Source organism: Bradyrhizobium sp. CFUWI (assembly GCF_056429085.1).
Genome location: NZ_JBWJZE010000011.1, coordinates 218,945 through 245,916, shown reverse-complemented (window position 1 = coordinate 245,916; position 26,972 = coordinate 218,945). Strand labels below are relative to the sequence as shown.

General features: G+C 66.2%; 5 protein-coding genes. All 5 read left to right on the top strand.

The genetic code is table 11. The annotated features are described in order from the left end of the window. The 5 genes from AC066S_RS24415 (at window position 1) to fhuB (ending at window position 26,967) form a co-directional block, all read left to right on the top strand. Window positions 1-6,549 (top strand): amino acid adenylation domain-containing protein, encoded by a 6,549-nt coding sequence (locus AC066S_RS24415; protein WP_478270817.1) that lies wholly within the window; start codon window positions 1-3, stop codon window positions 6,547-6,549. Beyond that, the gene (locus tag AC066S_RS24410; RefSeq protein WP_478270816.1) at window positions 6,542-22,975 is read left to right on the top strand and encodes a non-ribosomal peptide synthase/polyketide synthase; all 16,434 of its coding nucleotides are present in this window, start codon (window positions 6,542-6,544) and stop codon (window positions 22,973-22,975) included. The genes AC066S_RS24415 and AC066S_RS24410 overlap by 8 nt, the downstream gene beginning before the upstream one ends. 4 nt (window positions 22,976-22,979) lie before the next feature. Beyond that, window positions 22,980-23,960 (top strand): alpha/beta hydrolase, encoded by a 981-nt coding sequence (locus AC066S_RS24405; RefSeq protein WP_478270815.1) that lies wholly within the window; start codon window positions 22,980-22,982, stop codon window positions 23,958-23,960. Window positions 23,961-24,137: 177 nt separating this feature from the next. After that, entirely contained in the window at window positions 24,138-24,974 is an 837-nt protein-coding gene (locus AC066S_RS24400) for an ABC transporter substrate-binding protein (RefSeq protein ID WP_167767799.1), read from the top strand. Continuing rightward, on the top strand, window positions 24,961-26,967 hold the full coding sequence (fhuB, locus tag AC066S_RS24395) for a Fe(3+)-hydroxamate ABC transporter permease FhuB (RefSeq protein ID WP_478270814.1): 2,007 nt from the start codon (window positions 24,961-24,963) through the stop codon (window positions 26,965-26,967). Before AC066S_RS24400 ends, fhuB begins: the two co-directional genes overlap by 14 nt. The last annotated feature ends 5 nt before the right edge of the window (window positions 26,968-26,972 follow it).

Below are 26,972 nucleotides of genomic sequence, written 5' to 3'. Positions count from 1 at the left end.
ATGGCTGACACGGCAAAGCCGAGCTTACGCGATCTGGATCCCCAGCAGATGAGAAAGCTCGTCGCGCTGGCCAGGGATCGTGGCCGGAGTGCCGACAGGAGTGGCGCTAGCGCCATTCCGGTGGTGGCCCGGGGCGGATCATTGGAGATGTCCTTTGCGCAGCAGCGGCTCTGGCTGTTGGCGCAGCTCGATGGTGCGAATTCCAGCTATCACATTCGCGGCGCATTGCGGCTTTCGGGCGAGCTCGATCTCGAAGCCTTGCGTCGCAGCATCGACCGTGTGTTCGCGCGCCACGAATCGCTGCGCAGCGTCTTTCGCATGGTGGACGAACAGCCCCGCGTGGTGCTGCTGCCGATGGATGAACGTGTGCCGCTGCTCGAACATGATCTCAGTAGCCGGGACGATCGCGAGCAGGAGCTGGCGCGCCTCTGCCGCGAGGAGGCCGCGACGCCGTTCGATCTCGCCGCAGGACCGTTGATCCGCGGCCGGCTGATCCGGACGGCAGAGCGCGACCATCTCTTCCTGCTCACCCAGCATCACATTGTGTCCGATGGCTGGTCGATCGGCGTTCTGGTGCGCGAACTCGGTGCTCTCTACCCGGCTTTTGCCGCAGGCAAGGACGATCCTCTGCCGCCATTGGCAATTCAGTATCCAGACTATGCCGCCTGGCAGCGACAATGGCTGTCGGGCGAACGCTTGCAGCGGCAGGTCGACTATTGGCGAGAAGCACTCGCGGACGCTCCTGCTGTGCTCGAATTGCCGACGGACCGGCCGCGGCCGCCAATCAGGTCGCTCGCCGGCGCGTCCCTGCCGATCGAGATCGATGCGGAGCTGGCGTCCGGCATCCGCCGACTGAGCCAGTCGCATGGCGCCAGCACCTTCATGACGGTGCTGGCAGCCTGGGCAGTCGTGCTGTCGAGACTCTCCGGTCAGACGGAGGTCGTGATCGGGACGCCGACCGCCAACCGAAACAGGCCCGAGATCGAGGGCCTGATCGGCTTCTTCGTCAACATGCTCGCTCTCCGCGTCAATCTCGCGGCCGAGCCGAGCGTCACCGAGCTACTCCGTCGCGTGCGCGCGGCGGCGCTCGCGGCGCAGGATCATCAGGATCTGCCGTTCGAGCAGGTCGTCGAGATCGTTCAACCGCTGCGACGGCCGGCGCAGACGCCGGTCTTCCAGGTCGCGTTCGCCTGGCAAAGCAGCGACATGGGACCCCTCGAGTTGCCCGGCCTCAAGGCCGAGGTCGCTGATATTCCGCTGCAACAGGTCAAGTTCGATCTCGAGCTCAATCTCGGCGAGATGGACGGGCGCATTGTCGGCTCCCTGAATTATGCGACGTCGCTGTTCGACGAAGCGACGATCACGCGCTATCGGGGCTATCTGTTGACCGTGCTGCGGGCCATGATCTCCGATGCGAACCAGGTGGTCGACCGGATCGATATCATTGGTGTCGATGAGCGCAGGCGCGTTCTCGACGCGTGGAACGAGACGGCCACGCCGTTTCCCTCCGAAAGCTGCATTCACGATCTATTTGCGGAGCAGGTGAGAAGGGCGCCGGACGCCATTGCGCTGGCGTACGAGGACGTTCGTCTGAGCTATAGCGAGCTCGATGCGCGAGCGAACAGGCTTGCGCGGCACTTGATCACCTTGGGAGTGGTGCCGGATCAGCCCGTTGCGATCTGCCTGCCGCGGGGCATCGCAATGGTGGTGAGCCTGCTGGCCGTGCTGAAGGCGGGCGGTGCCTATCTGCCGCTCGATCCCGCTTATCCTGCGGAGCGGCTACGTCAGATTATCGACGATGCCAGGCCGCGCCTGCTGATCGCAGACGGCACAGGACGCGCGATCATTCCAGATGGGACCTGCGAGATGGTCGACCCCGACGCAGACGCGGGGCAGGCGACATCGGATCCGAGTGATCTTCTCGAAGGACTGACTGCGCGAAGCCTCGCCTACATCATCTACACGTCCGGCTCGACCGGTCGGCCGAAGGGGGTGATGGTCGAGCACCGTGGCCTGGTGAATCTGGCGTTGGCGCAGCGGGCGTTGTTCAACGTCAATTCGAGCAGCCGCGTCGTTCAGTTTGCCTCACTCAGCTTCGATGCCAGCATCTGGGAAATCGTCATGGCGCTGTGCTCGGGCGCCGCGCTGTTTCTGGCCGGCACGCGCGAGCATCAGGACACCGCGGCATTGTTCGGCTATCTCGCGGACAACGCGATCACGCATGCGACCCTGCCGCCGGCGATGCTGCACGGGCGGACCGATCTGGATCGGCTCGCCTCGTTGCGGGTCCTCGTTCTTGCCGGTGAATTGCCCAGGGCCGAGCTGGTCAAGGAAGTGCCTGCTGACATCGCCGTCTTCAACGGTTACGGGCCGACGGAGGCAACGGTCTGCGCCACGAGCTGGTTGCGGCATCAGGGTTTTGACGGCGCCGCCGCTCCGATCGGTCGACCGCTGCCGAATGCGCGAATCTATCTCCTGGACCGGTTCGGTACGCCCGTTCCGCTCGGCGCGGTCGGTGAAATCCATATCGGAGGGGTCGGTGTCGCGCGCGGTTATCTCAATCGCGCCGATCTGACGGCGGAACGCTTCGAGCGCGATCCCTTCTGCGGCGATGCCGATGCACGCATGTACCGCACCGGCGATCTCGGCCGCTATCTCCCGGACGGCAATATTGCGTTTCTCGGCCGCAACGACCACCAGGTCAAGATCCGTGGCTTTCGCGTCGAGCTCGGCGAGATCGAGTTTCGGCTCAACGAGCACGCCGACGTTGCCGATTCAATCGTGCTGGTGCAGCGCAATCATGGCGGCGATATGCGGCTGGTCGCCTATGTGGCCGCTAGGGGGGGCGTAAGGCGCGATGGCGGAGAGCTTGCCAGCGCGTTGCGCGATTACCTGCGTGCGTGTCTGCCGGACTACATGGTGCCGTCAGCGTTCGTAAGTCTCGATGCACTCCCGCTCACGCCGAATGGCAAGGTCGACCGCAAGGCGCTGCCGGCGCCGGAGAACGATGCATATGCGCGGCGCCGTTTCGAACCGCCGCGAGGCGAGGTCGAGCAGATTGTCGCAAATATCTGGGCCGAGCTCTTGGGCGTCGATCGGATCGGACGCAGTGACCACTTCTTCGAGCTCGGCGGCCACTCGCTACTCGCAGTGCGCATGCTGGAGCGATTGCAGCGGCATGCGCTGAGGGTGGATGCGCGCATGCTGTTCGCGAAGCCGGTGCTGGCGGACTTTGCCGCCAGCCTCGATGGCGGCGTAGAAGCCGACGTTCCGGTCAATCGGATCACCCAGCAGACGACGGCGATCACACCGGAATTGTTGCCGCTGATCACGCTAACGCAATCCGACATCGACAGCATCGTGGCCGACGTTCCCGGCGGCGTCGCCAACATCCAGGACGTCTACGGCCTCTCGCCACTTCAGGATGGCATCCTCTTCCATCACCTGCTGTCGAAGGAAGGCGATCCCTATCTGCTGGTTGGCCGGATGGCTTTTTCCGACCGCGACCTGCTCGATCGCTATCTCGACGCGGTCCGGCAGGTGGTCGCCCGTCACGACATCCTGCGAACGTCCGTCGTGTGGAGCGGACTGTCCACGCCGGCTCAGGTGGTCTGGCGACAGGCGCCCTTGGTCGTCAGCGAGGTCGTGCTGGATGGCGAAGGTCCGGCGGATGAGCAGCTGGCTCGACGATTCGATCCGCGTTTGCATCGGATCGATCTTGGGCGGCCGCCGCTGCTGCGATTTGCAGTCGCGGCCGATCCCGGCGGAAAGCGCTGGCTGCTCCTGGTTCTGCTGCATCATTTGATCGGCGACCACTCCACGCTCGAAGTGATGCACGAGGAGGTCGGTAAGATCCTGTCCGGGCGGAGTCACGAATTGCCGCCGCCTTATCCGTTCCGGAATCTGGTGGCACAGACGCGCGGATCGGCGGCGACCGCGGAGCATGAGCGTTTTTTCCGCGGCATGCTCGCCGACATCGACGAGCCGACCACGCCGTTTGGTCTGGACCGAGTGCACGGCGACGGTGCCGGCATGGCCGAAGCCCGGCTGATGCTGCCCGAGAGCTTGAACGCAAGGCTTCGTGCGCAGGCGCGGCGGTTGGGCGTCAGCCTCGCCAGCCTTTGCCACCTCGCCTGGGGCCAGGTGATAGCGCGAACCAGTGGGCGCGAGCACGTGGTGTTCGGGACTGTTTTGTTCGGTCGCATGCAGGCTGGCGCCGGCGGTGATCGCACCATGGGCCTGTTCATCAACACCTTGCCGCTGCGGCTCGATCTCGACGACACGGCGGTCGAGGACGGCGTTCGTGATGCGCATCGTCGGCTGACCGAGCTGATAGCACACGAGCACGCCTCGCTGGCGCTCGCACAGCGATGCAGCGGCGTCACGGCACCCGCGCCTCTGTTCAGCGCGATACTGAACTATCGGCACAATGCAATGCCGGCGGATCTGGCTGCCAACAGAGAACACTCCGGCATCGAATGGCTCGGTGGCGAGGAGCGCACCAATTATCCGCTGATGCTGGCCATCGAGGATTATGGTCGAGCGCTTGGTCTGACCGCTCAGATCGTCGATCCGTTCTCGGCTGATCGCATCTGCGCCTTGATGCAGCAAGCGCTCGACCAATTGGCCGATGCGCTGGACCATGCGCCGCGTGCGCCGGTCCGGCAGCTCGACATTTTGCCCCCCGACGAGCGCCAACTGTTGCTGGAGACGTGGAATTGGACGCAGGCGCATGATCGGCGAGAGTCGTTGATCGAGCAATTTGAAGCACAGGTCCGGAAGTCGCCGCAAGCGATTGCGTTGGTGTTCGGCGAGGCGGAGTTGAGCTATGCCGCGCTGAATGCACGCGCCAACCGGCTGGCGCGGCGATTGCGGGATCACGGCGTCGGGACCGACGTCGTGGTCGGGCTGGCGCTCGACCGCGGCGTCGAGATGCTGGTCGCGCTGTTGGCGGTGCTGAAGGCGGGCGGGGCCTATCTGCCGCTCGATCCGGACTACCCGCCGGAGCGGCTGGCGCACATGCTGCGCGACAGCGGCGCGGCGCTGGTGCTGACGCAAGAGAGATTGCACGATCAGTTCGCAGGCATACTGGCGGAGACCGGCGCGGAGGCCTGGCTAGTCGATGGACAGGACGGCGAGGGCGGCGATGCAGGCAATCTCGATGTCGCCGTTCACGGCGAGAGCCTTGCCTATGTGATCTACACTTCGGGCTCGACCGGTCTGCCCAAGGGCGTGATGGTCCGCCATGACGCCGTGACCAATTTCCTCGCGGCCATGGCGGAGCAGCCCGGCGTGACGGCCGGCGACCGCGTGCTGGGGCTGACCTCGCTGTCCTTTGACATCGCAGTGCTGGAGCTGTGGCTGCCGCTGACGATCGGCGCCTGCGTCGTGCTGGCGGATCGCGCGGCCGCGCATGATCCTGCCAAGCTCAAGGCGATCGTGAAGCAGCATGGCGTGTCCGTGATCCAGGCCACGCCATCGACCTGGCGCATGCTGCTCGATCACGACGGTCCTGCGCTGCCGGCGAGCTGCCGGGTGCTGTGCGGCGGCGAGGCGCTGCCGCCGGATCTGGCCCGGCGGCTGGTGGCCCAAGCCGGCGAGGTCTGGAACCTGTACGGCCCGACCGAGACCACGGTGTGGTCGGCGCGCCATCGGCTCGATGCGATGGACGATCGTCCGCTGCTGGGCCGCCCGATCGGCAACACCACGCTGTATGTTCTCGACGGTGACCTCAACCTCGCGCCGATCGGCGTCGCCGGCGAGCTCTATATCGGTGGGAGCGGGCTCGCGCGCGGCTATTGGCGGCGCGGCGGCCTGACGGCGGAGCGCTTCATCCCCGATCCCTTCGGTCCGCCGGGGGCGCGACTGTACCGCACCGGCGATGTGGCGCGGTGGCGGTCCGACGGTGTGCTCGATTATGTCGGCCGGGCCGATTACCAGGTGAAGATCCGCGGCTTCCGTATCGAGCTCGGCGAGATCGAGGCGCGGCTGCAGGCACAGCCGGGCGTTCGCGCGGCCGTGGTGGTGGCGCGCGAGGCCGGCGCCGGCCGTCAGCTGGTCGGCTATGTCAGCGGCGAGGCGCTGGATGGCGCGGCGCTCAAAACAGCGCTGTCCTCGGTGCTGCCCGACTACATGGTCCCGGCACGGATCGTGGTGCTGGAGCGCCTGCCGCTGACGCCGAACGGCAAGATCGACCGCAAGGCATTGCCGGCGCCGGATCAGCTTGTGGCGTCCGCCCAGCATGTGGCGCCGCGCACGCCGGCGGAAGCCGCATTGGCTGCGATCTGGGCCGATCTGCTGCGCCAGCCCAATATCGGCGTCACCGACAATTTCTTCGAGCTCGGCGGCGATTCCTTGATCGCGGTCCAGCTCGTCAGCCGCATCAAGCGCGATCTCGGCCACGACCTGCCGCTCAATCGTCTGTTTGAATTGACAACCGTTGAAACCATGGCTGCTGCGCTGGCCCTGGAGAGCGAGACCGACAAGCGAAGCGACGACATCGTAGCGATGCTCGACATGTTGAAGGAAGTCGAACTGTCCGATGAGTGACACGGCAACCACGCAAAAGCAGCAGCTGCGCGACATTTCACGGCGCCTGATGCGGCTCGATTCCGGCAAGCAGCACGCGTTCCTGTCGCAGCTCGCGGCGAAGGGCGTCAACCTCGCCATGCTGCCCATCGTGCGCCAGGAGCGAAAGCGGGCGCCGCTGTCCTTTGCGCAAGCGCGCCTCTGGTTCCTGTGGCGGATGGATCCGTCCAGCGCCGCCTACAACATATCGGCGACGGTACGCGTGCGCGGCCAGCTGCAACCACGCGCATTGCAACAGGCGTTCGATATGCTCGTGGCCCGCCACAGCGCGCTTCGCACCGTCTTTCGGCAGGAAGGGGAGCAGGCCGAACAAGTCATCCAGGTTCCGCAGCCGGCCGCATTGCGGCACCTGGCCCTCGATGGCGACGACCGCGAACGGCAGGCGCGCGAGCTGGCGCGGCAGCAGGTCTCGCTGCCGTTCGATCTCGAGGCCGGCCCGCTCATGCGCGCGGCGCTGCTGACGCTCGACGAGCGCGATCACTTCCTCGTCGTCAGCCTGCACCATATCGTGGCCGACGGTTGGTCGATGGGCGTGCTGGTCGACGAGTTCTGGAAGCTGTACGCGGCATTCGCATGCGGTGAAGCACCGGCGCTGCCGGAGTCGGATATTGACTATGCCGACTACGCCGAATGGCAGCGGCTCTGGATGAGCGCGGTCGATGGCGAACGGCAGGTCGGCTACTGGACCAGGCGTCTCGCCGATCCGGCCGTGCTCCAGCTGCCGATCGACCGGCCGCGCACGGCGATCCCGGACCTGGCGGGATCGGCACATCGCATCCCGCTCGACCCGGCGCTAGCCGAGGGCTTGCGCGCGCTCGCGCGGCGGCATCGCACGACCCTGTTCGCCGTCCTGCTGGCGAGCTTCAAGCTGCTGCTCCATCGCTACACCGGCCAGTCCGACATCAGCATCGGCGTGCCCGTCGCCAACAGGCATCGCGACGAAGCGCGGGGCGTGATCGGTCTGTTCGTCAATACCCAGGTGCTTCGCACGCAGATCGACGGCCGCGCGGCAATCGCGGACTTCATTGCGGTGGTCCATGCTGCCACTGTCGAGGCACAGGAAAACCAGGACCTTCCGTTCGAACGTCTGCTCGAGATCCTTCAGCTCACGCGCAGCCTGAGTCAGAATCCGCTGTTCCAGGTCCTCTACAATCACCAGCGTCGTCGGGCGTCGGCTAGTCCACCGGATCGGACCGGTCTCCAGATCGAGACGATCGATACAGAGGTCGATACCGTCAAGTTCGACCTCGCGCTCGATACAGACGAGGGTCCGTCGGGCGAGATCCGCGCCATCTTCACCTATGCGACGGCGCTGTTCGAGGCGGCGACGATCGAGCGTCTTGCCGCGCATTGGACCACGATCCTGAAGGCCATGGTCGCCGACGACGCGCAAGGGATCGCCGATGTGGCGTTGCTGTCCGAACAGGAACTGGGGCAGTTGCGGCAATGGAATCGCGCCGACGACGAAACGGCAAGCTCATCGTTCACACCGGTGCATCGGACGGTTGCACGGCTGGCCGCCGAAACACCCGACGCGCCGGCACTGGTCTTCGGCGACGATGAAATCACTTATGCCGAGCTCAACCGTCGCGCCAATCGCCTCGCGCACCGCCTGATCCGTCTCGGCGTCGGTCGCGACGATCTCGTTGGCGTCTCGGCACGGCGTTCGCCCGACCTCGTCGCAGCGTTGCTCGCCATCTTGAAGACGGGTGCAGCCTATCTGCCGCTCGATCCCGAGCATCCGGCCAGACGACAGGTCGGCATCCTCCGCAATGCCGGCGCGCGTGTCGTGCTGGTCGACGTGGATGGTTCGGCGTTGACGCCGCCGCCGGCTGACATCGAGGTCGTTCCGCTCGGCGCGATCGATCTCGCCAAGGAGAGCGAAAGCGATCCGGAGATCGCGGTGGTGCCAACCAGCCTTGCCTATGTGATCTACACCTCCGGCTCCACCGGCATCCCCAAGGGCGTCGCCGTCGAACACGGTCCGTTCGCCATGCACTGCGAGGTGACGGCCGGGCTCTACGACATGGATCGGCACTCGCGCGAGCTGCACTTCCTGTCCTTCACCTTCGATGGCGCCCATGAGCGGCTCTGGACCGCACTGACCTGCGGCGCCGCGCTTGTGATGCGGGATGCCGACCTGTGGTCGGCCGAACAGACCATCGAGGTTCTGCGCCGGCAGCGCGTCACCAATGCCGGGTTCCCACCCGCCTACCTGCAACAGCTCGCCGATTTCGCGATGTGGCGTGGCGATCCGCCGCCAGTCGAGCTGTACTCGTTCGGCGGCGAGGCGATGCCCAAGGCCGGATTCGACAAGGTCAAGCGCGCGCTCAAGCCGCGGGCATTGATCAACGGCTACGGGCCGACCGAAACCGTGGTCACGCCGCTGGTCTGGAAGGTCGATGCGAGCGAGGAGATCGACGGCAACTATGCCCCGATCGGTCGCCCGGTGGGCCGCCGCTCGGCCTACATCCTGGACAATGATCTCAACATCGTTCCGGTCGGCGTGACCGGGGAACTGTTCATCGGCGGCGAGGGGCTGGCGCGCGGTTACTGGCAGCACGCGGAGCTGACGGCGGAGCGCTTCGTCCCTGATCCGTTTGGCGCACCGGGCGCGCGTCTGTATCGCACCGGCGATCTGGCACGCTGGCGTGCCGATGGCGTCATCGAGTATGTGGGCCGGTCCGATCATCAGGTGAAGATCCGCGGCTTCCGGATCGAGCTCGGCGAGATCGAGGCATGGCTGATGCGGCAGGCCGGCGTGCGGTCGGCCGTGGTCGTTGCCCGTGAAGCCGGCGTCAGCCGTCAGTTGGTCGGCTATGTCGCCGGCGATGGGCCGTTCGACGAAGCGGCGATGCGCGCGGCGCTCTCGGATGAGCTGCCCGACTACATGGTGCCGGCCCGCATCATGCGGCTGGAGCAGCTGCCGCTCACGGCGCACGGCAAGGTCGATCGCGAAGCCCTGCCGGCGCCTGAGATGCCGGCTGCAACCACCGCGCATGTCGCGCCGCGCTCCGCAGCCGAGACGGTGCTCGCTGCGATCTGGGCCGAGCTGCTCGGCCAGCCCGCCATCGGCGCCACTGACAATTTCTTCGAGCTCGGCGGTGATTCGATCATCTCGCTGCAGCTGGTCGGTCGCGCGCGCCAGGCGGGCCTGCTGATCGAGCCGCGTGACGTCTTCCGGCATCAGACCTTGCAGGATCTGGCGCGCGTGGCGCGGAGTGAAGACAAAGCGGAGATCGTCGCCGTTGAGCTCGATCTCGACGGCCGCGAGCACCTGCTGCTGCCGATCCAGTTGCGGTTGCTCGGTGAGGATGCAGGGGACCGTCATCACTGGAATCAGGCCGTCCTGTTGTTGCCGAAGTCGCGGCTCGACTGGAAGCTCGTCGAGCTCACGCTTGCCGCTCTCGTCGCGCATCATGCGGCCCTGCGCCTGCGCTTCGAGGAGATCGACGGCGGTTGGCGCGCGACCTACGGTGCTACGCCGCCAACATCCGAGCTGCTGTGGATTCGTGGTGACCTCCAGGATGCCGCCGCAGTCACGAAGGCCGCCTCACAAGCCCAGACCAGCCTGTCGCTGGCCGGCCCGCTGCTGCGTGTGGTCGGTATGGATCTTGCGGACGGTAGCCAGCGTCTTCTAGTGGTGGTGCATCATCTCGTCGTTGATGGCGTGTCATGGCGGGTGCTGCTCGAAGACTTTGCGGCGGCGTACGATCAGCTCCGCCGGGGCGCAACTTCAGTCGCGCTGACGAGGAGCGACTCTTATGCATCCTGGGGCGCGCGATTGCAGGCCTATGCTGCGACCGACGAGCTGGCAGCCGAGCTCGACTATTGGCTGGAGCGAGGATCGCATGCAGCGTTTCCCTGCGATGACGATCATGGCGGGGTCGACCGGGTTGCAGACGGCGAGGAAGTCCTGCTGGCGTTCGACGCCGGATTGACCACGCGGCTGCTGAAGGAAGCCCCGACCGCTTACCGCACCCAGGTCAATGATCTCCTGCTGGCGGCACTTGCGCGAGCCGCGTCGCGCTGGGGCGGGATCGAGAACGTCGTCGTCGAGCTCGAAGGCCATGGCCGCGAGGACGTCTTTGACGGTGCGGACGTGTCCCGCACCATCGGCTGGTTCACCACTGCTTATCCGGTGCGGCTGCCCGGTGGCTCCGGGGACGATGCCTCGCTGATCAAATCCGTCAAGGAGGAGCTTCGGGCCGTTCCCAACCGCGGCTTGGGGTACGGCGTCCTGCTTCATCTCGGCACCGAAGCGCAGCGGAGCGCCCTGGCGGCACGTCCCGAGCCGCGCATCGTCTTCAACTATCTCGGCCAGTTCGATTCCAGCATGGGAGAGAGTGCCCCGTTTCGCCTCGCGTCCGAGAGTTCGGGGCCGATGCGCAGCGAAAGCGCGCCGCTTGGCCGCTGGGTCAGCATCAACGGTCAGGTCGGCGAAGGACAGTTGCGCCTGTCGTTCAGCTATGGCCGCAGGCGTTACCGGCGCGCAACGATCGAACGTCTCGCCGAGCATTACGCGGCGGCCCTGCGCGAACTCGTCGCGCATTGCACGGGCGGCGCCCGCGGCATCACGCCGTCGGACTTCGCCTTGTCGAACCTCAAGCAGGCTGATCTCGACGCGCTGGTCGCGACGATCGACTGCCGCGAGATCGAGGACATCTATCCGCTGTCGCCCATGCAGCAGGGCATGCTGTTCCATGCCCTGCGTGATGGCGAGAGCGGCAATTACGTCAACCAGATCGGCCTGGAGATCCGTGGTCTCGAGGCCGGCAGGCTGCGCGCAGCCTGGCACGAGATCAGTTCGCGCCACGCCGTGTTGCGAACCGGATTTGCGTGGCGCGAGCTGTCGGGGGCCGCGCAGCAGGTGGTCTATCGCTCTGCGCCTTTGCCATTCGATGAAGAAGACTGGCGCTCGCGGGCGGCCGCCATGGAAGAGGAGGAGCTGCGGGTTGCGCTCGCGGGTATTGCGCAAGCCGAACGTACCAGGGCATTCGATCTGTCTCAGGCGCCATTGCAGCGGGTCCGGCTGATCCGGCTCGACGACGCGCGCCACTGGCTGATCTGGACCCACCACCATATCCTGCTCGACGGCTGGAGCGCCGCGCATCTGATGGCCGAGATCCTGCAGCACGAACGCGGCGCACGCTTGCCAGCAGTGAAGGGCCGCTATCGCGACTACATCGCATGGCTGCAAAGGCAGGACCGCGAGGCGTCGGCCTCGTTCTGGCGATCGGCCTTGGCCGAATTGGACGAGCCCAGCTTCCTAGCGGACACGGTGGGAGGACCTGCAGCCCGCGGTGCTTCCGGCCATGGCTCGCTGGACCAGCTTCTCACCGCGGACCTGACGGCAAGCCTGCAAGCTTTTGCGCGGCGCGAGCGCGTCACGCTGAACACGCTGGTGCAAGGCGCCTGGGCGCAGCTGCTGCGTCGTCACACCGGCCAGCGCGCGGTCTGCTTCGGTGCGACGGTCTCCGGCCGACCGGCCGAAGTCAGCGGGGCCGAGGAGATGGTCGGCCTGTTCATCAACACGTTGCCCGTCGTCGATCAGGCAAGCCCGCAAACCGAGATCGGAGCGTGGCTGCGCGATCTCCAGGCGCGCAACACGGATATGCGCGATCACGGCTGGATGCCGCTTTACGAAATTCAGCGTCTTGCCGGCCGCTCCGGTCGCGCGCTGTTCGACAACATCCTCGTGTTCGAGAACTATCCGATCGATCAGGCGCTGCGGGGTGAGAGCGAAAGCGGACGCCGGTTCGGCCGGGTCGAGCAGGTCTCGATTACCAATTATGCGCTAACGGTGGCGGTCTTCGCCAAGCCCGACGGCATCAATCTGGGCTTTCGCTACGATCGCAGCCGCTTCGACGACGATCATATCAGATATCTGCAAGCCTCGCTGTCGCAGCTGCTCGCCAGGGTCGTGGCGGACGCCTCGCGGCCGCTGGGCGCGCTGGACAGCCTCGATACCGACGAGAAACAGATAGTGCTTGGCTGGGGCGGCAGCGCCGAGCGGGCACCGAAGTTTGGCGACAGCATCGTCACGCAGATTGAAGCCCGGGCCGCGGCTTCGCCATCGTCGATCGCGTTGATCTTCGGTGAACGGCAGATCAGCTATGGCGAGCTGAACGCGCGTGCCAATCGCCTGGCATGGCGGCTGCGGGAGCACGGGATCGGTCGCGACCGGCTGGTCGGCTTGGCGCTCGAGCGCAGCGTTGAGCTGATCGTCGGCGTCCTGGCCGTGCTGAAGGCCGGCGCCGCCTATCTGCCACTCGATCCCGACTATCCCTCCGAGCGCCTGCTCCACATGCTGCGTGATAGCGGAACAGCGCTGGTGCTGACCCAGGAACGGCTGCTTCCGCATCTGGCATCTGTGATCACGGATGCGGACGTCGAGGCCTGGACAATCGACGGCGAGGGTGAAGCTCGGATCGAAGCCCATGCCGGCAATCCCGACCCGGCGCTTCATCCGGACAGCCTGGCTTATGTGATGTACACGTCCGGCTCGACCGGCGTACCCAAGGGCGTCGCCTGCTCGCATCGCGCACTCGCGGCCCGGCTCGGCTGGATGCAGGCGGAGTATCGTCTCTATCCGGGCGAGACCTTGCTGCACAAGACCCCGTTCAGCTTCGACGTCTCGGTCTGGGAGATATTGTGGCCGCTCGCAACCGGCGCGCGGCTGGCGATCGCGGCTCCAGGCGCGCACCGCGAGCCGCGACTCCTGGTGGACGCCGTCATCGCCCATGACGTGACGACGCTGCACTTCGTGCCGCAGATGCTCGAGCATTTCGTGACCGAGCCCGGCGCGGCGCGCTGCACCTCGCTCAAGCGCCTGTTTGCTGGCGGCGAGGCGCTGTCGGTCGATCTCATGACGCGTGTGCGTGCGGCGTTCCCCGATGTGCGGTTCGACAATCGCTACGGACCGACCGAGGCGCTCATCAACGCCACCTATTGGACCTGTCGCGACGAGGATGGGACGCGCGTGCCGATCGGACGACCCATTCCCGGCGTGACGATCCGCATCCTCGACGCCGATCTGAACATGGTTCCGGCAGGCGCGACCGGCGAGTTGTTCATCGGCGGGGCCGGTTTGGCGCGGGGCTATTGGCGGCGCGAGAAGCTGACGGCGGAGCGCTTCATTCCCGATCCCTTCGGGGAGAAAGGCGAGCGGCTCTATCGGTCGGGAGACCTGGCGCGCTGGCGCGCCGATGGCGCGATCGACTATGTCGGACGCGCGGATCACCAGATCAAGATCCGCGGCTTCCGCATCGAGCTCGGCGAGATCGAGGCGCGGCTGCTCGAGCAGCCCGGCGTTCGCTCCGCCGTCGTGGTGGCGCGCGATGTCGGCACGGGCCGTCAGCTCGTCGGCTATGTCAGTGGCAGCGGCGAATTGACGGAGGCAGGCTTACGGACCGCGCTGTCGGCCGTCTTGCCGGATTACATGGTGCCGCCGAGAATTGCCGTGCTGGAGCGGCTGCCCTTGATGCCGAGCGGCAAGGTTGATCGCCAAGCGCTGCCGGCGCCCGACATGGCCTATGGCCGTGCGGATCATCAGGCGCCACGCACGCCTGCAGAGATGGCTTTTGCGGCGATCTGGGCCGAGCTGCTCGGCCGGCCGGCCGTGGGCCTCACCGACAATTTCTTCGAACTCGGCGGCGATTCCATCATCTCGCTCCAGATGGTGAGCCGCGCCCGGCGCGCCGGATACTTGATCGAACCGCGTGACGTGTTTCAGCACCAGACCTTGGAAGCTTTGGCGCTTGCAGCGCGTTCGCAACAGCGCGCGGGTACGCTCGCCGACCAGGGGCAGGTCACCGGCCCGCATCGGCTCTTGCCGATTCAGTCCCGCTTCTTTGCGGACGACATGGAGAACCGGGATCATTGGAACCAGGCGGTACTCTTGCAGCCGAGAGAGCGTCTCGACTGGGACGTGATGCGGCGCGCACTCGCCGCCGTGGTCGATCATCATGACGCACTGCGCCTCCGCTTCGCGCAGAGGCAGGGGAGCTGGCATGCCGAGCACGGCTCTGCTCCGGCAGCGGATGCGCTGCTCTGGGTGCGGCAGGCGATCGACCGGGCCGCCGTGACGGCGCTGGCATCGTCGGTGCAAGCAAGCCTGTCGATCTCGGGCGGGGAGCTGTTACGGGCCGTCGGCATCGATGTCGCTGATGGCAGCCAGCGTTTTCTGATCGTGATCCACCATCTCGTGGTCGACGGGGTGTCATGGCGCATTCTGCTGGAGGACATCGCCGCAGCTTACGCGCGGTTTGGAAACGGCGACGCCACAGTTGTGCTTCCGCCCAAGAGCCACGCGTACGCACTGTGGGGACAGCGCTTACGGACCTACGCAACGTCCCCTGAACTGGCGGCGGAATTGCCTTACTGGGCCAGCCGCGGCGCGCATGCGGACATTCCCTGCGACGACGATCATGCCGACCTCGATCGCATGGCGGATGCCGATGAAATCCTGCTGTCGTTGGAAGAGCAATGGACGCAGCGCCTGCTGACGGAGGCGCCATCGGCTTATCGTACGCAGATCAATGATCTCCTTCTTGCCGGCCTTGCACGCGCCGTCTGGCAGTGGAGTGGGCAGGACGACGTTCTCGTCGAGCTGGAGGGGCATGGCCGCGAGCACCTGTCCGGCGATCTCGACCTCTCGCGCACGGTCGGCTGGTTCACGACGGCATTTCCGGTGCGATTGGCCGGTGGCTCGGAAGATCCTTCGTCATTGATCAAGACCGTGAAGGAGGAGCTTCGCGGCATTCCCGGCCGCGGGCTGGGCTACGGCGTATTGCGTTATCTTGGCTCCGAAGAGCAGCGCTTGGCGCTATCGCATGCCGGCGAGCCGAAGATTGCGTTCAACTATCTCGGCCAGATCGATGGGGGCGATGAGGCGGCGCTGTTCAAGATGGCAGCGGAAAGCGCCGGCCCATCGCGGGATGCATCGAGCCCGCTGCGGCGCTGGCTGAGCGTGAACGGCACTGTGCGCGATGGTCGGTTGCTTCTATCATTCGGCTTCGGCCGCAAGCGCTATCGGCGCGAGACGGTCGAGCGGCTGGCCGCGTTGTACGAGGCTGCGTTGCGTGAGCTGGTGGATCACTGCACCGGCGGCGCTTGCGGCCTGACTCCATCGGATGTGGCGTTGTCGGGGCTGGGTCAGACCGAACTCGACAGGCTTGCGCTCGATTGGCGCGAGATCGAGGACATCTACCCATTGTCGCCGATGCAGCAGGGCATGTTGTTCCACGCGATGCATGACGGCGAGAGCGGGCTCTACGTCAATCAGGTCGCGGCGGAAATCCGTGGGCTGGAAGCCGGAAAGTTGGGCCGCGCCTGGCAGGCAGCCAGCGATCGTCACGCGGTGCTGCGGACGGGATTCATTTGGCGCGACCTGTCCGGCGCACTGCAACAGGTCGTCTATCGACGGGCCGAAGTGCCCTTTGTCGAGGATGACTGGCGGGCACGGAGTGCGACGTGGGACCAGGCGCAACTGGACGCGGCGCTGGCCGATGTCTCGCGGCAGGAGCGGACCGCCGGGTTCGATCTGTCGCGACCACCCTTGCAGCGGGTCCGGCTGATCCGGCTTGGCGACGACAGGCATTGGCTGATCTGGACGCATCACCACATCCTGCTCGACGGATGGAGCTCGGCGCGGCTGATCGCCGAGGTGATGCAGCATAATGGCGAGGGACGTCTGCCGGCGCTGCATCACCGCTATCGCGACTACATCGCGTGGCTGAAGGCTCGCGACAGCGAGGCGTCGGCGGCCTTCTGGCGCAATGCGACGGCAGAACTGGACGAGCCGAGTTTCCTGGCAGGCAGCGTCGTCGAACCGACGGGCGCCCAATTGTCCGGCCACGGCACGCTCGCGCTGGAGCTGGATTCTATATTGACCGGACGCTTGCAGGAATTCGCGGCGCGCGAGCGCATCACGATGAACACGCTGGTGCAGGCGGCATGGGCGCAGTTGCTGCGACAGTATACCGGCCAGGGCACGGTCTGCTTCGGCGTCACCGTGTCCGGCAGACCGCCGGAACTCGCCGGCGCCGAAGAGATGGTCGGCCTGTTCATCAACACGTTGCCGGTCATCGACGGCGTCAGCCCGCAGCAGGCCGTCGGCGCATGGCTCCGCGAGTTGCAGGATCGCAATCTGGCCTTGCGCGAATTCGGCGCGACGCCGCTCTATGAGATCCAGCGGCTGGCAGGGCGCCCCGGACGGCCGCTGTTCGACAGCATCCTGGTGTTCGAGAATTACCCGGTCGATCGCGCGCTGATCGGACAGAACCGGCAGATCCAGGTCGGCGAAACCCGGATCGTCGAGACCAGCAATTATCCCTTGTTCGCCAGCATCGGCGTCGATGAGCGCCTGCGCCTCGTCTTCAACTATCAGCGCAAATATTTCGACGAGGCCCAAATCGCACGGCTGCAGCGAACCTTTGTGCGGCTGATCGAGGCGCTGAGCGTGGATGCCGATCGATCGGTCGGCATGATCGCGGCCCGCGATCCCGCGGATGACGTCCTGCTTGCACGGGCGAACGGTACGCGCCGGGATGAACCGCGCGAGGGGATCATTGCGCAGTTCGAGGCACAGGTCCGGAAGTCGCCGCAAGCGATTGCGTTGGTGTTCGGCGAGGCGGAGCTGAGCTATGCCGCGCTGAATGCACGCGCCAACCGGCTGGCGCGGCGATTGCGGGATCACGGCGTCGGGACCGACGTCGTGGTCGGGCTGGCGCTCGACCGCGGCGTCGAGATGCTGGTCGCGCTGTTGGCGGTGCTGAAGGCGGGCGGGGCCTATCTGCCGCTCGATCCGGACTACCCGCCGGAGCGGCTGGCGCACATGCTGCGCGACAGCGGCGCGGCGCTGGTGCTGACGCAAGAGAGATTGCACGATCAGTTCGCAGGCATACTGGCGGAGACCGGCGCGGAGGCCTGGCTAGTCGATGGACAGGACGGCGAGGGCGGCGATGCAGGCAATCTCGATGTCGCCGTTCACGGCGAGAGCCTTGCCTATGTGATCTACACTTCGGGCTCGACCGGTCTGCCCAAGGGCGTGATGGTCCGCCATGACGCCGTGACCAATTTCCTCGCGGCCATGGCGGAGCAGCCCGGCGTGACGGCCGGCGACCGCGTGCTGGGGCTGACCTCGCTGTCCTTTGACATCGCAGTGCTGGAGCTGTGGCTGCCGCTGACGATCGGCGCCTGCGTCGTGCTGGCGGATCGCGCGGCCGCGCATGATCCTGCCAAGCTCAAGGCGATCGTGAAGCAGCATGGCGTGTCCGTGATCCAGGCCACGCCATCGACCTGGCGCATGCTGCTCGATCACGACGGTCCTGCGCTGCCGGCGAGCTGCCGGGTGCTGTGCGGCGGCGAGGCGCTGCCGCCGGATCTGGCCCGGCGGCTGGTGGCCCAAGCCGGCGAGGTCTGGAACCTGTACGGCCCGACCGAGACCACGGTGTGGTCGGCGCGCCATCGGCTCGATGCGATGGACGATCGTCCGCTGCTGGGCCGCCCGATCGGCAACACCACGCTGTATGTTCTCGACGGTGACCTCAACCTCGCGCCGATCGGCGTCGCCGGCGAGCTCTATATCGGTGGGAGCGGGCTCGCGCGCGGCTATTGGCGGCGCGGCGGCCTGACGGCGGAGCGCTTCATCCCCGATCCCTTCGGTCCGCCGGGGGCGCGACTGTACCGCACCGGCGATGTGGCGCGGTGGCGGTCCGACGGTGTGCTCGATTATGTCGGCCGGGCCGATTACCAGGTGAAGATCCGCGGCTTCCGTATCGAGCTCGGCGAGATCGAGGCGCGGCTGCAGGCACAGCCGGGCGTTCGCGCGGCCGTGGTGGTGGCGCGCGAGGCCGGCGCCGGCCGTCAGCTGGTCGGCTATGTCAGCGGCGAGGCGCTGGATGGCGCGGCGCTCAAAACAGCGCTGTCCTCGGTGCTGCCCGACTACATGGTCCCGGCACGGATCGTGGTGCTGGAGCGCCTGCCGCTGACGCCGAACGGCAAGATCGACCGCAAGGCATTGCCGGCGCCGGATCAGCTTGTGGCGTCCGCCCAGCATGTGGCGCCGCGCACGCCGGCGGAAGCCGCATTGGCTGCGATCTGGGCCGATCTGCTGCGCCAGCCCAATATCGGCGTCACCGACAATTTCTTCGAGCTCGGCGGCGATTCCATCATCTCGCTGCAGATGGTGAGCCGCGTGCGGCGCGAAGGCGTGCTCATCGAGCCGCGCGACGTGTTCCGGCATCAAACCATCGAGGCGCTGATTGCGTCGTCCCGAGATGTCGAGCCCGACAAGGAAGACCCTGCATCGGAGCGCGGCTCGCTAGCGGGACTCTCCAGTGAGCAGCTCGAACGACTCGGTCTGGACTGGAGCCGCGTCGAGGACGTCTATCCGTTGTCGCCGATGCAGCAGGGCATGCTGTTTCACAGCCTGCGCGATGCCGGCAGCGGCGTTTATGTCAACCAGGTCAGTGTCGAGATCCAGGGCCTCGACCCGGAACGCCTCGGCACAGCGTGGCGCGAGGTGAGCGCGCGTCATCAGATGCTGCGGACCGGCTTCCTCTGGCGTGAGCTCTCCGGCTCTCCGCTGCAAGCCGTCTATCGCGACGCCACCGTGCCGTTCGCACAGGAGGACTGGCGAGGGCAGGCGATCAGTGATGAAAGAATTGCGGCGGCCCTTGCCGATGAGCGCGCCGCCGAGTTCGATCTCCAGAGGCCGCCGCTCCAGCGGGTGCGGCTTCTGCGGCTCCAGGACCACCTGTACCGGCTGATCTGGACCTACCATCACATCCTGATGGACGGTTGGAGCTCGGCCAGGTTCGTCGGAGAAGTCCTGGAGTGCTATTACGGCAGCGCTGTCGCCGCGAATGCGACGCGCTACCGCGACTATATCGCCTGGCTGCACGCGCAGGACGCCAAGGCTGCCGAAGCGTTCTGGCGCGAGCAACTCAGGAGCTTCGATGAGCCGACGCAGCTCGCCGATGCCTTCGGCGCGCGCCGCCATCAGGCGTCCGGCCACGAACGCTGTTACACACGTCTCGGAGAGACGACGACCGCGGAGCTGAAGGCGTTCGCGCGGCGCGAACGGATCACGCTGAACACGATCGTCCAGGGCGTGTGGGCGCTGCTGCTGCAACGCTATACGGGCCAGAACACCGTGACGTTCGGCGTAACCGTGGCCGGTCGTCCAGCCGGTCTCGACGGATCGCAGCAGATGCTCGGGCTCTTCATCAACACGCTGCCCGTGATCGAAACGCTTCCGCCCGAAAGCCCGATCGGAGAATGGCTCCGCGCGTTGCAGGACCGCAATTCGGCGATCCGGGCCTACGAGCACACGCCACTCTATGACATCCAGGGCTGGGCCGGCCGCGCCGGTCAGACCATGTTCGACAGCATCATCGTCTTCGAGAACTATCCGATCGAACGCAGCATGCACCGCGGTGCAGGCGGGTTGCAGTTCAGCGGCCTGAAGAATGTCGACGTGACGAACTATCCGATGGACCTGTCGGTGCTGGTCGAAGACACGCTCCAGGTCGAATACACCTATATGCCCAGCCATTTCACGGCGGTGCATGCGGCGCAGATCAAGGCGCAGTTCGAGCATTTGCTGGTGGCGCTGACGCGGGACGCCACGGCGCCGCTTGGCAGCCTCGATCCGGTCACCGGACTCGACACCGCCCTTGCGGATCGTTGCAATCGGCACGCGACGTCAAGCGCCCCGCTGCCGCCGGTGCATGAGACGATCAGCGGCCATGCGCGGCGTCATCCGGAGCGGACGGCGCTGACCGTCGGCAGCTCGGTGCTCTCGTTCGGAGACCTCGAGCGCAGGGCCAACCGTCTGGCGCATCATCTGATCGCCCGCGGGCTCAGGCCCGAACAACGCGTTGGCGTTGTGGTCGAGCGAACCGCAGTCACGATGATGGCGCTGCTAGCCGTGCTCAAGGCGGGCGGAGCCTACGTTCCGCTCGATCCCGAGTTGCCGTCAGAACGGCGCGCATTCGTCATGCGCGATGCCGCGATCGCGTTCCTGCTGATGGAACGGCTGGAAATCGAGGACGGCGCGGATGGTGTCGAAACAATCCCGCTGTCCACCTTCGATTTCGATGCAGGGCCCGACCATCCGCCGCAGCCCGAACTGCACCCCGAGAACCTTGCCTATGTGATCTACACCTCGGGCTCGACGGGGACGCCGAAGGGCGTCGCTGTCGCCCACGGACCGCTGGCGATGCACTGTCACGTCACGGGCAGCCTCTACGAGATCGACGAAAGCTCCTGCGAGCTGCATTTCCTATCGCTCGCCTTCGACGGCGCCCATGAGCGCTGGCTCACAGTTCTGTCGCATGGCGCACGGCTGTTGATGCGTGACGCCGAATTGTGGACGCCGGAACAGACGGTCGAGAACCTGCACGCCCATCGCGTCAGCCATATCGGATTGCCGCCGGCCTACCTCCAGCAGGTCGCCGATTGCGTCGAGCAGGGCGGCAATCCACCGCCGGTCAGGCTCTACTCGTTCGGCGGCGAGGCGATGCCGAAGGCGGGCTTCGACAAGGTCAAGCGCGTTCTCAAGCCACGCATTCTGATCAATGGTTATGGTCCGACCGAAACCGTCGTCACACCGCTGGTCTGGAAGGTCGATGGCGCGTCCGAATGCGACACGCCCTACGCGCCGATCGGCGTGCCTGTCGGAGACCGCCGCGCCTACATCCTCGATGCCGCGCTCGACATCATTCCCGCCGGAGTCGCCGGCGAGCTCTATCTCGGCGGCTTCGGGCTGGCACGGGGCTATCACGGCAAGGCCGGCATGACCGCAGAGCGCTTCGTCCCCGACCCATTCTCGTCGACCCCGGGAGCGCGGCTATATCGCACTGGCGATCTGGCGCGGTGGCGCGAGGACGGCACCGTCGAATATCTCGGCCGCAGCGATGACCAGGTCAAGGTCAACGGCTTCCGCATCGAGCTCGGGGAGATCCAGACCTCGCTCCTCCGTCACGAGGCGATTGCGCAGGCGACGGTGGTGGCAGTGCCGAGTGCAGCCGGAAATCAGCTCATTGCCTATGTCGCACCGAAGGCTGCAGAAGACGCCGCGCCTGATGCGGCCGATACGCTGGTCGCGCGCTTGACCGGTTTCCTGAAGCTGATCCTGCCGGCCTATATGGTGCCGGCGCGGATCATGGTGCTGGAGCGGTTGCCGACATTGTCGAGCGGCAAGATCGACCGGCGTGCATTGCCGGCTCCCGATGCGTCGATGCGGAGCTTCGTCCCCCCGCGAACCCCGGCAGAGATTGCAATGGCGCGCCTATGGTCCGAGATCCTGGAGTTGCCGCAGGTCGGCGTCACCGACAATTTCTTCGAGCTTGGCGGCAATTCGATCCTGTGTCTCAAGGTCGTGGCGCGGGTCCGTCAGGACCAGACGTTCGGGATTGAGATCAAGTTGCGCGATCTGCTTCAGAAGCCGACGATTCGCGCCTTGCTCGCCGGCAGCGCGACCGCGGCGTCCGCCGTCGCACCATCGGCGCTGCTGCCGCTGAATGCCGCGGTTCGCGGCGTGAATCCGGTATTCTGCGTGCACGGTGGCTTTGGCACGGTGTTCGACTATGGGCCGCTGGCGCGCCGCCTCGAAGGGCACCGGCAGCTGATCGGGCTGCAATCGAGAATGCTGGTCGATTCCTCGTGGACCGACGCCTCCCTCGAAGCCATGGCCGTGGACTACGCGGCCGAGATCCGGCGAATGCAGCCGCGCGGTCCCTACAGCCTGGTCGGCTGGTCCTTGGGAGGACTGCTGGTCGGTCTCGTCGCGGCCGAGCTCGAACGCGGCGGTGAGCGCGTCGATCGTCTCGCGCTGATCGACAGCTTCGTGCCGCGGCAGCCGGACGGATCGATCCCGCAGGAGGCGATTGCCCACTGGGCCGACGATCTCGCCGGATTGCTGTCGGCGGTCCTCCCGAGCGCTGCGGCCTCTCGCATCAAGGCGCAGGTCGAGGCGGCAAAACGTGCTGATTTGCCGGAGACGCCGGAGCACATTCGCGACCTCGTCGCTTCTGTTGTGGAGCAGAGCAGGAGCGTGCGAGCGGACGATGCCTCGCTCGGCGCGGATGATTTGTCCGCTGCATTCGCAGTCGGACGGCACCTCAACAGGCTGGCGCAGAACGCCGCGCTGCCGCGGGGCCTCGAAGCCACGCCGCTCTGCTGGTGGACCTCGACCCGTCTGGCACAGCGTGATCGGCTGGAATTGCAGTTGCCGAAAGCGGTCGATCGCGGCCTCGTTGGCGACAACCATTTCACGATCCTGAGGGATGCCGGCCTGCTCGATGAGATCTGCGGTCTGCTCGCGCCGGCGGCGGCGTCGACGACCGCGCAGGATACGGTCCCGGAGCCGGCGGAGTAAGCCTTTGAGTCTTGATCCAGATATCGCAGCATTGCTCGAGATGGTGCAGGCCGGCACCGAAAGCGGCGCGCGCATTCCGTTTCCGCAATTGACCGCGGCGCAGGCGCGAGCCGATTTCGATGCGTCCTCGCCGCTGCTCGATGTCGATCCGCCGGCCCTGGCCTATGAGCGGCGTTTGTCGCTGCCGACACGGGATGGCGCGCTGATCGAGGCGCGGCTTTATGCGAGCGCGCAGCCGAGCGAACGCACTCCCATTCCGATTCTTCTTTACATGCACGGCGGCGGCTTCGTCGTCGGCAGCCTCGACTCGCATCAGCCATTGTGCCGCGGCCTGGCCGAGGACAGCGGCGCGGCCGTGCTCTCGATCGGCTACAGGCTTGCGCCGGAGCACAAGTTTCCGACGGCCTTCGAGGATGCGGTCGATGCGCTGGCCTGGATCGGCCTCGAGGGCCGCGCGATCGGGCTCGACCCGCGCCGGATCGCCGTCGGCGGCGACAGCGCCGGCGGAACGCTTGCTGCCGCGCTTGCGATCGAAGCGAGGACAAACACGGGCCTTCCGCAGCCGGTGCTTCAGGTTCTCGCTTATCCCGGCCTCAGCTCCCGACAAACCTCCGCATCCTACGAGCGCTACGGTACCGGCCATCTGCTGGAGCGCAGCACTGTCGACTGGTTCTTCCGGCAATATCTCCGCGACGAGTCGGACCGCGACGATTGGCGGTTCGCGCCGCTCACAGCGGATGATTTGTCGGGCCTCGTTCCCGCATGCATCGTCCTCGCCGAGTTCGATCCCCTGGTTGACGAGGGACGCGATTATGCAGCCCGCTTGGCGTCGGCCGGCGTTCCCGTCGATCTGCACGTTTATCCCGGCATGATCCATGAATTCCTGCGTATGGGGAATGTCGTGGCCGATGCCTTGCAGGCGAGGGCGACGATCGGGCGGGCGCTGGCCAAGGCCTTTCTCGCCGCTGGCGAAAAGGCGGCCTGATATGGCAATGCAGTGTGAACGAGAGTATGTCATGATCATCATCTCTCGCGCTTCTGTGCGAGAGGCGCCTGAACGGATCCCATGAGCACGTCTATTCCAGACCATAGGCTGTCCCGCCGTGCGCTCCTCGGCGCGGGCGCAGCGATCGGAGGCACGGCCATTGCGGGCCCATGGCCAATGGCATTTGCCCAAACCAGTGGACCGCAAGCTGGGCTCCGAATTGCCGCGCTCGGCTGGGCCTGTGCCCAGACGATACTGGCGCTCGGCGTCGTGCCGCTGGTGATTCCGGAGATCGAGCGCTATGGCCGGCTCGTCGTCGAGCCGCCTGTTCCGCCCAGCGTTCAGGAGGTCGGTCTGCGTTCGGAGCCAAATCTCGAACTGCTGCAGAGCTTCGCCCCCGACATCATCGTCATCGATCCCAGCATTGCGGCCGCCGTCCCCCGGCTCAAGCTGATCGCGCCGGTCGAAACGTTCACGATCTTCAGACCCGGCGGGCATCCTCTCGACACGGCGCGCCGTTCGACGCTGGAGCTTGCCAAACGTCTCGGAGTGCAGCCGGCGTGCGAAGCCTATTTCGCCCGTTTCGACGTCGCCATGGCCGGCTATCGTGAGCAGCTCCGCGGTCGCGGCGGCAAGCCCCTCTATCTCGTCAGCGAGATCGCGCGCAACCGCGCGCTCGTGTTCGGTCCGAACAGCCTCTATCAGGAGGTGCTCGATCAGTGCGGATTGAGGAATGCCTGGACCGGACAGAGCGGCCCATGGGGCCATACCAGTGTTGGGCTCGAAGTGCTCGCCGCGGTTCCGGACGCGCGGCTGGTGTTGATGACCTCGCGGGTCGCCGATGTCGAAGCGCTACTGAAGGCAAGCCCTGTGCTTCAAACCCTGCCGTCTCTTCGGTCGCATCGGCTGACGGTCCTGGGTAATCAGTTCTTCTATGGCGGCGTGCCGGCGGCCGAACGTTTCGCCCGCCTTCTCGCCGAACGTCTGCCGCGGGAAAGCCATGAGCAAGGTTGAGGCACTGCCGGCCCGGTCCGGCTTGGAGATGCATCCGGCGGTGCTGATCGGCTTGCTGCTGGCAGCGGCGGCCGCGCTGACCTGGCGCAACCTGTCCGGATATCTGCCCGCCGGCGCTTGGCTGCCGGTGTTGTGGCGGCCGGAGGTCACCGATCCCCAACAGATGCTCGTGCGCTACACCGTTTTTCCGCGCATCGCAGTGGCGCTGCTGGCCGGCGCAGCCCTCGGTCTTGCCGGCACGGTCTCTCAGCAGGTGTTGCGCAATCCGCTTGCGGAGCCGAGCACCATCGGCGTCCTGAACGGCGCCTATCTTGCGCTGGCCATAATGACCCTGTGGGCGCCGTCGCTGCTGGTCTTCGGCCGCGAGTGGATTGCGCTGTGCGGCGGGTTCGCTGCGTTCCTGTGCGTGTTCGGGCTGACCTGGAAGCGTGCGCTGTCGCCCGTCGTCCTGGTGCTCGCTGGATTGATCGTCAGCTACTACTGCGCGGTGACCACCCAGGCGCTGGTACTGCTCAACCACGAATATCTGATCGGTCTGTTCATCTGGGGCGCCGGCTTCCTCAATCAGCAGGATTGGAGCAATGTCACGTTCCTGGCGCCGCGGCTGTTGATTTCGATCGTGCTGATCGCGGCGATGGTTCGTCCGCTGACCCTGCTCGGCTTCGACGACGAGACCGCGCGCAATCTGGGCCTCGGATTGACGAGGGCCCGGGTTTTCGCACTCGTCATCGCGATCGCGCTCAGCGCGTCGGTCGTCAGCGTGGTCGGCGTCATGGGATTTATCGGTTTGTCCGCGCCGGCCATCGTCATGCTGTCAGGCGCGCGCCGGTTTCGCGACCGGCTGATCTGGGCGCCACTTTGCGGCGCCCTGCTGCTGTGGCTGACGGATCAGCTCGTGCTTCTGATCCCGCCCGGCTATCGCGAAATGCCGGCCGGTGCGGTGACGGCCCTGATCGGCGCGCCAATGTTGCTCGTGCTGCTGCCGCGGCTGCGGGCCACCATGCCGATGGGAAACCTCACGCCATCCGTTCCGGCGCGGCTCGATCATCCCTGGCGCGTGATCCTGTTCGCGCTCGTCTTGCTGCTGCTTGCCGTCTGGATCGCACTCGCCCTCGGCGTCGGCTCCGACGGCTGGCGCTGGAGCGGCCTGTCGGGCTTGCAGGAATTCTGGCCGTGGCGCTGGCCGCGCGTGGTGTCGGCGCTGGCAGCAGGCGCGACACTGGCGGTCGCCGGCACGCTGCTGCAGCGGATGACCGGAAATCCGATGGCCGCGCCGGAAGTCATGGGCATCAGCTATGGCGCCGCGATGGGCGTAATCGTTCTGCTCTATCTCTTTCCCGCCCACACCCGGCTGGAGCAGATTGCAGCGGCCGGGATCGGCGCCTTCATCGTGCTGGCGCTGGTGCTGCTGTTCAGCCGGCGGTCCGAGTTCAGTCCGGAGCGCGTGCTGCTGGCAGGCGTCGCCATGAGCGCGGCATTCGGCGCGATCATTGCCATGGCGCTGGCCACCGGTGATCCCCGCATCGGCACGCTGCTGTCGCTGCTGACAGGCTCGCTCTACCAGATCGGCCCGGCCGAGGCCGCAATCCTCGCCGCCGCGGCGCTCGTTCTGCTGATCATGGTGCCAATGCTGTCCCGTTGGCTCGATATCCTGCCGCTGGGACCTGCGACCTCGCGTTCGATCGGCATCTCGCTGACGCGGAGCCGCGTCATCATCATGCTGCTGACGGCGTTGCTGACGGCGACGGCCACGCTGATGGTTGGTCTTCTGAGCCTGGTCGGATTCATCGCGCCGCATATGGCACGGATGATGGGGGCGCAGCGCGCGCTGCATCAGGCGGCGCTGGCCGCGTTGATCGGGGCGATCCTGATGGTCACGGCGGATTGGGCCGGACGCATGGTGATCTTCCCGTTCCAGATGCCCGCCGGCATCTTCGCCATGATGCTTGCCGGACCCTATCTCATCTGGCTGCTGCGCCCGCAGCGCGGTTGACGGCG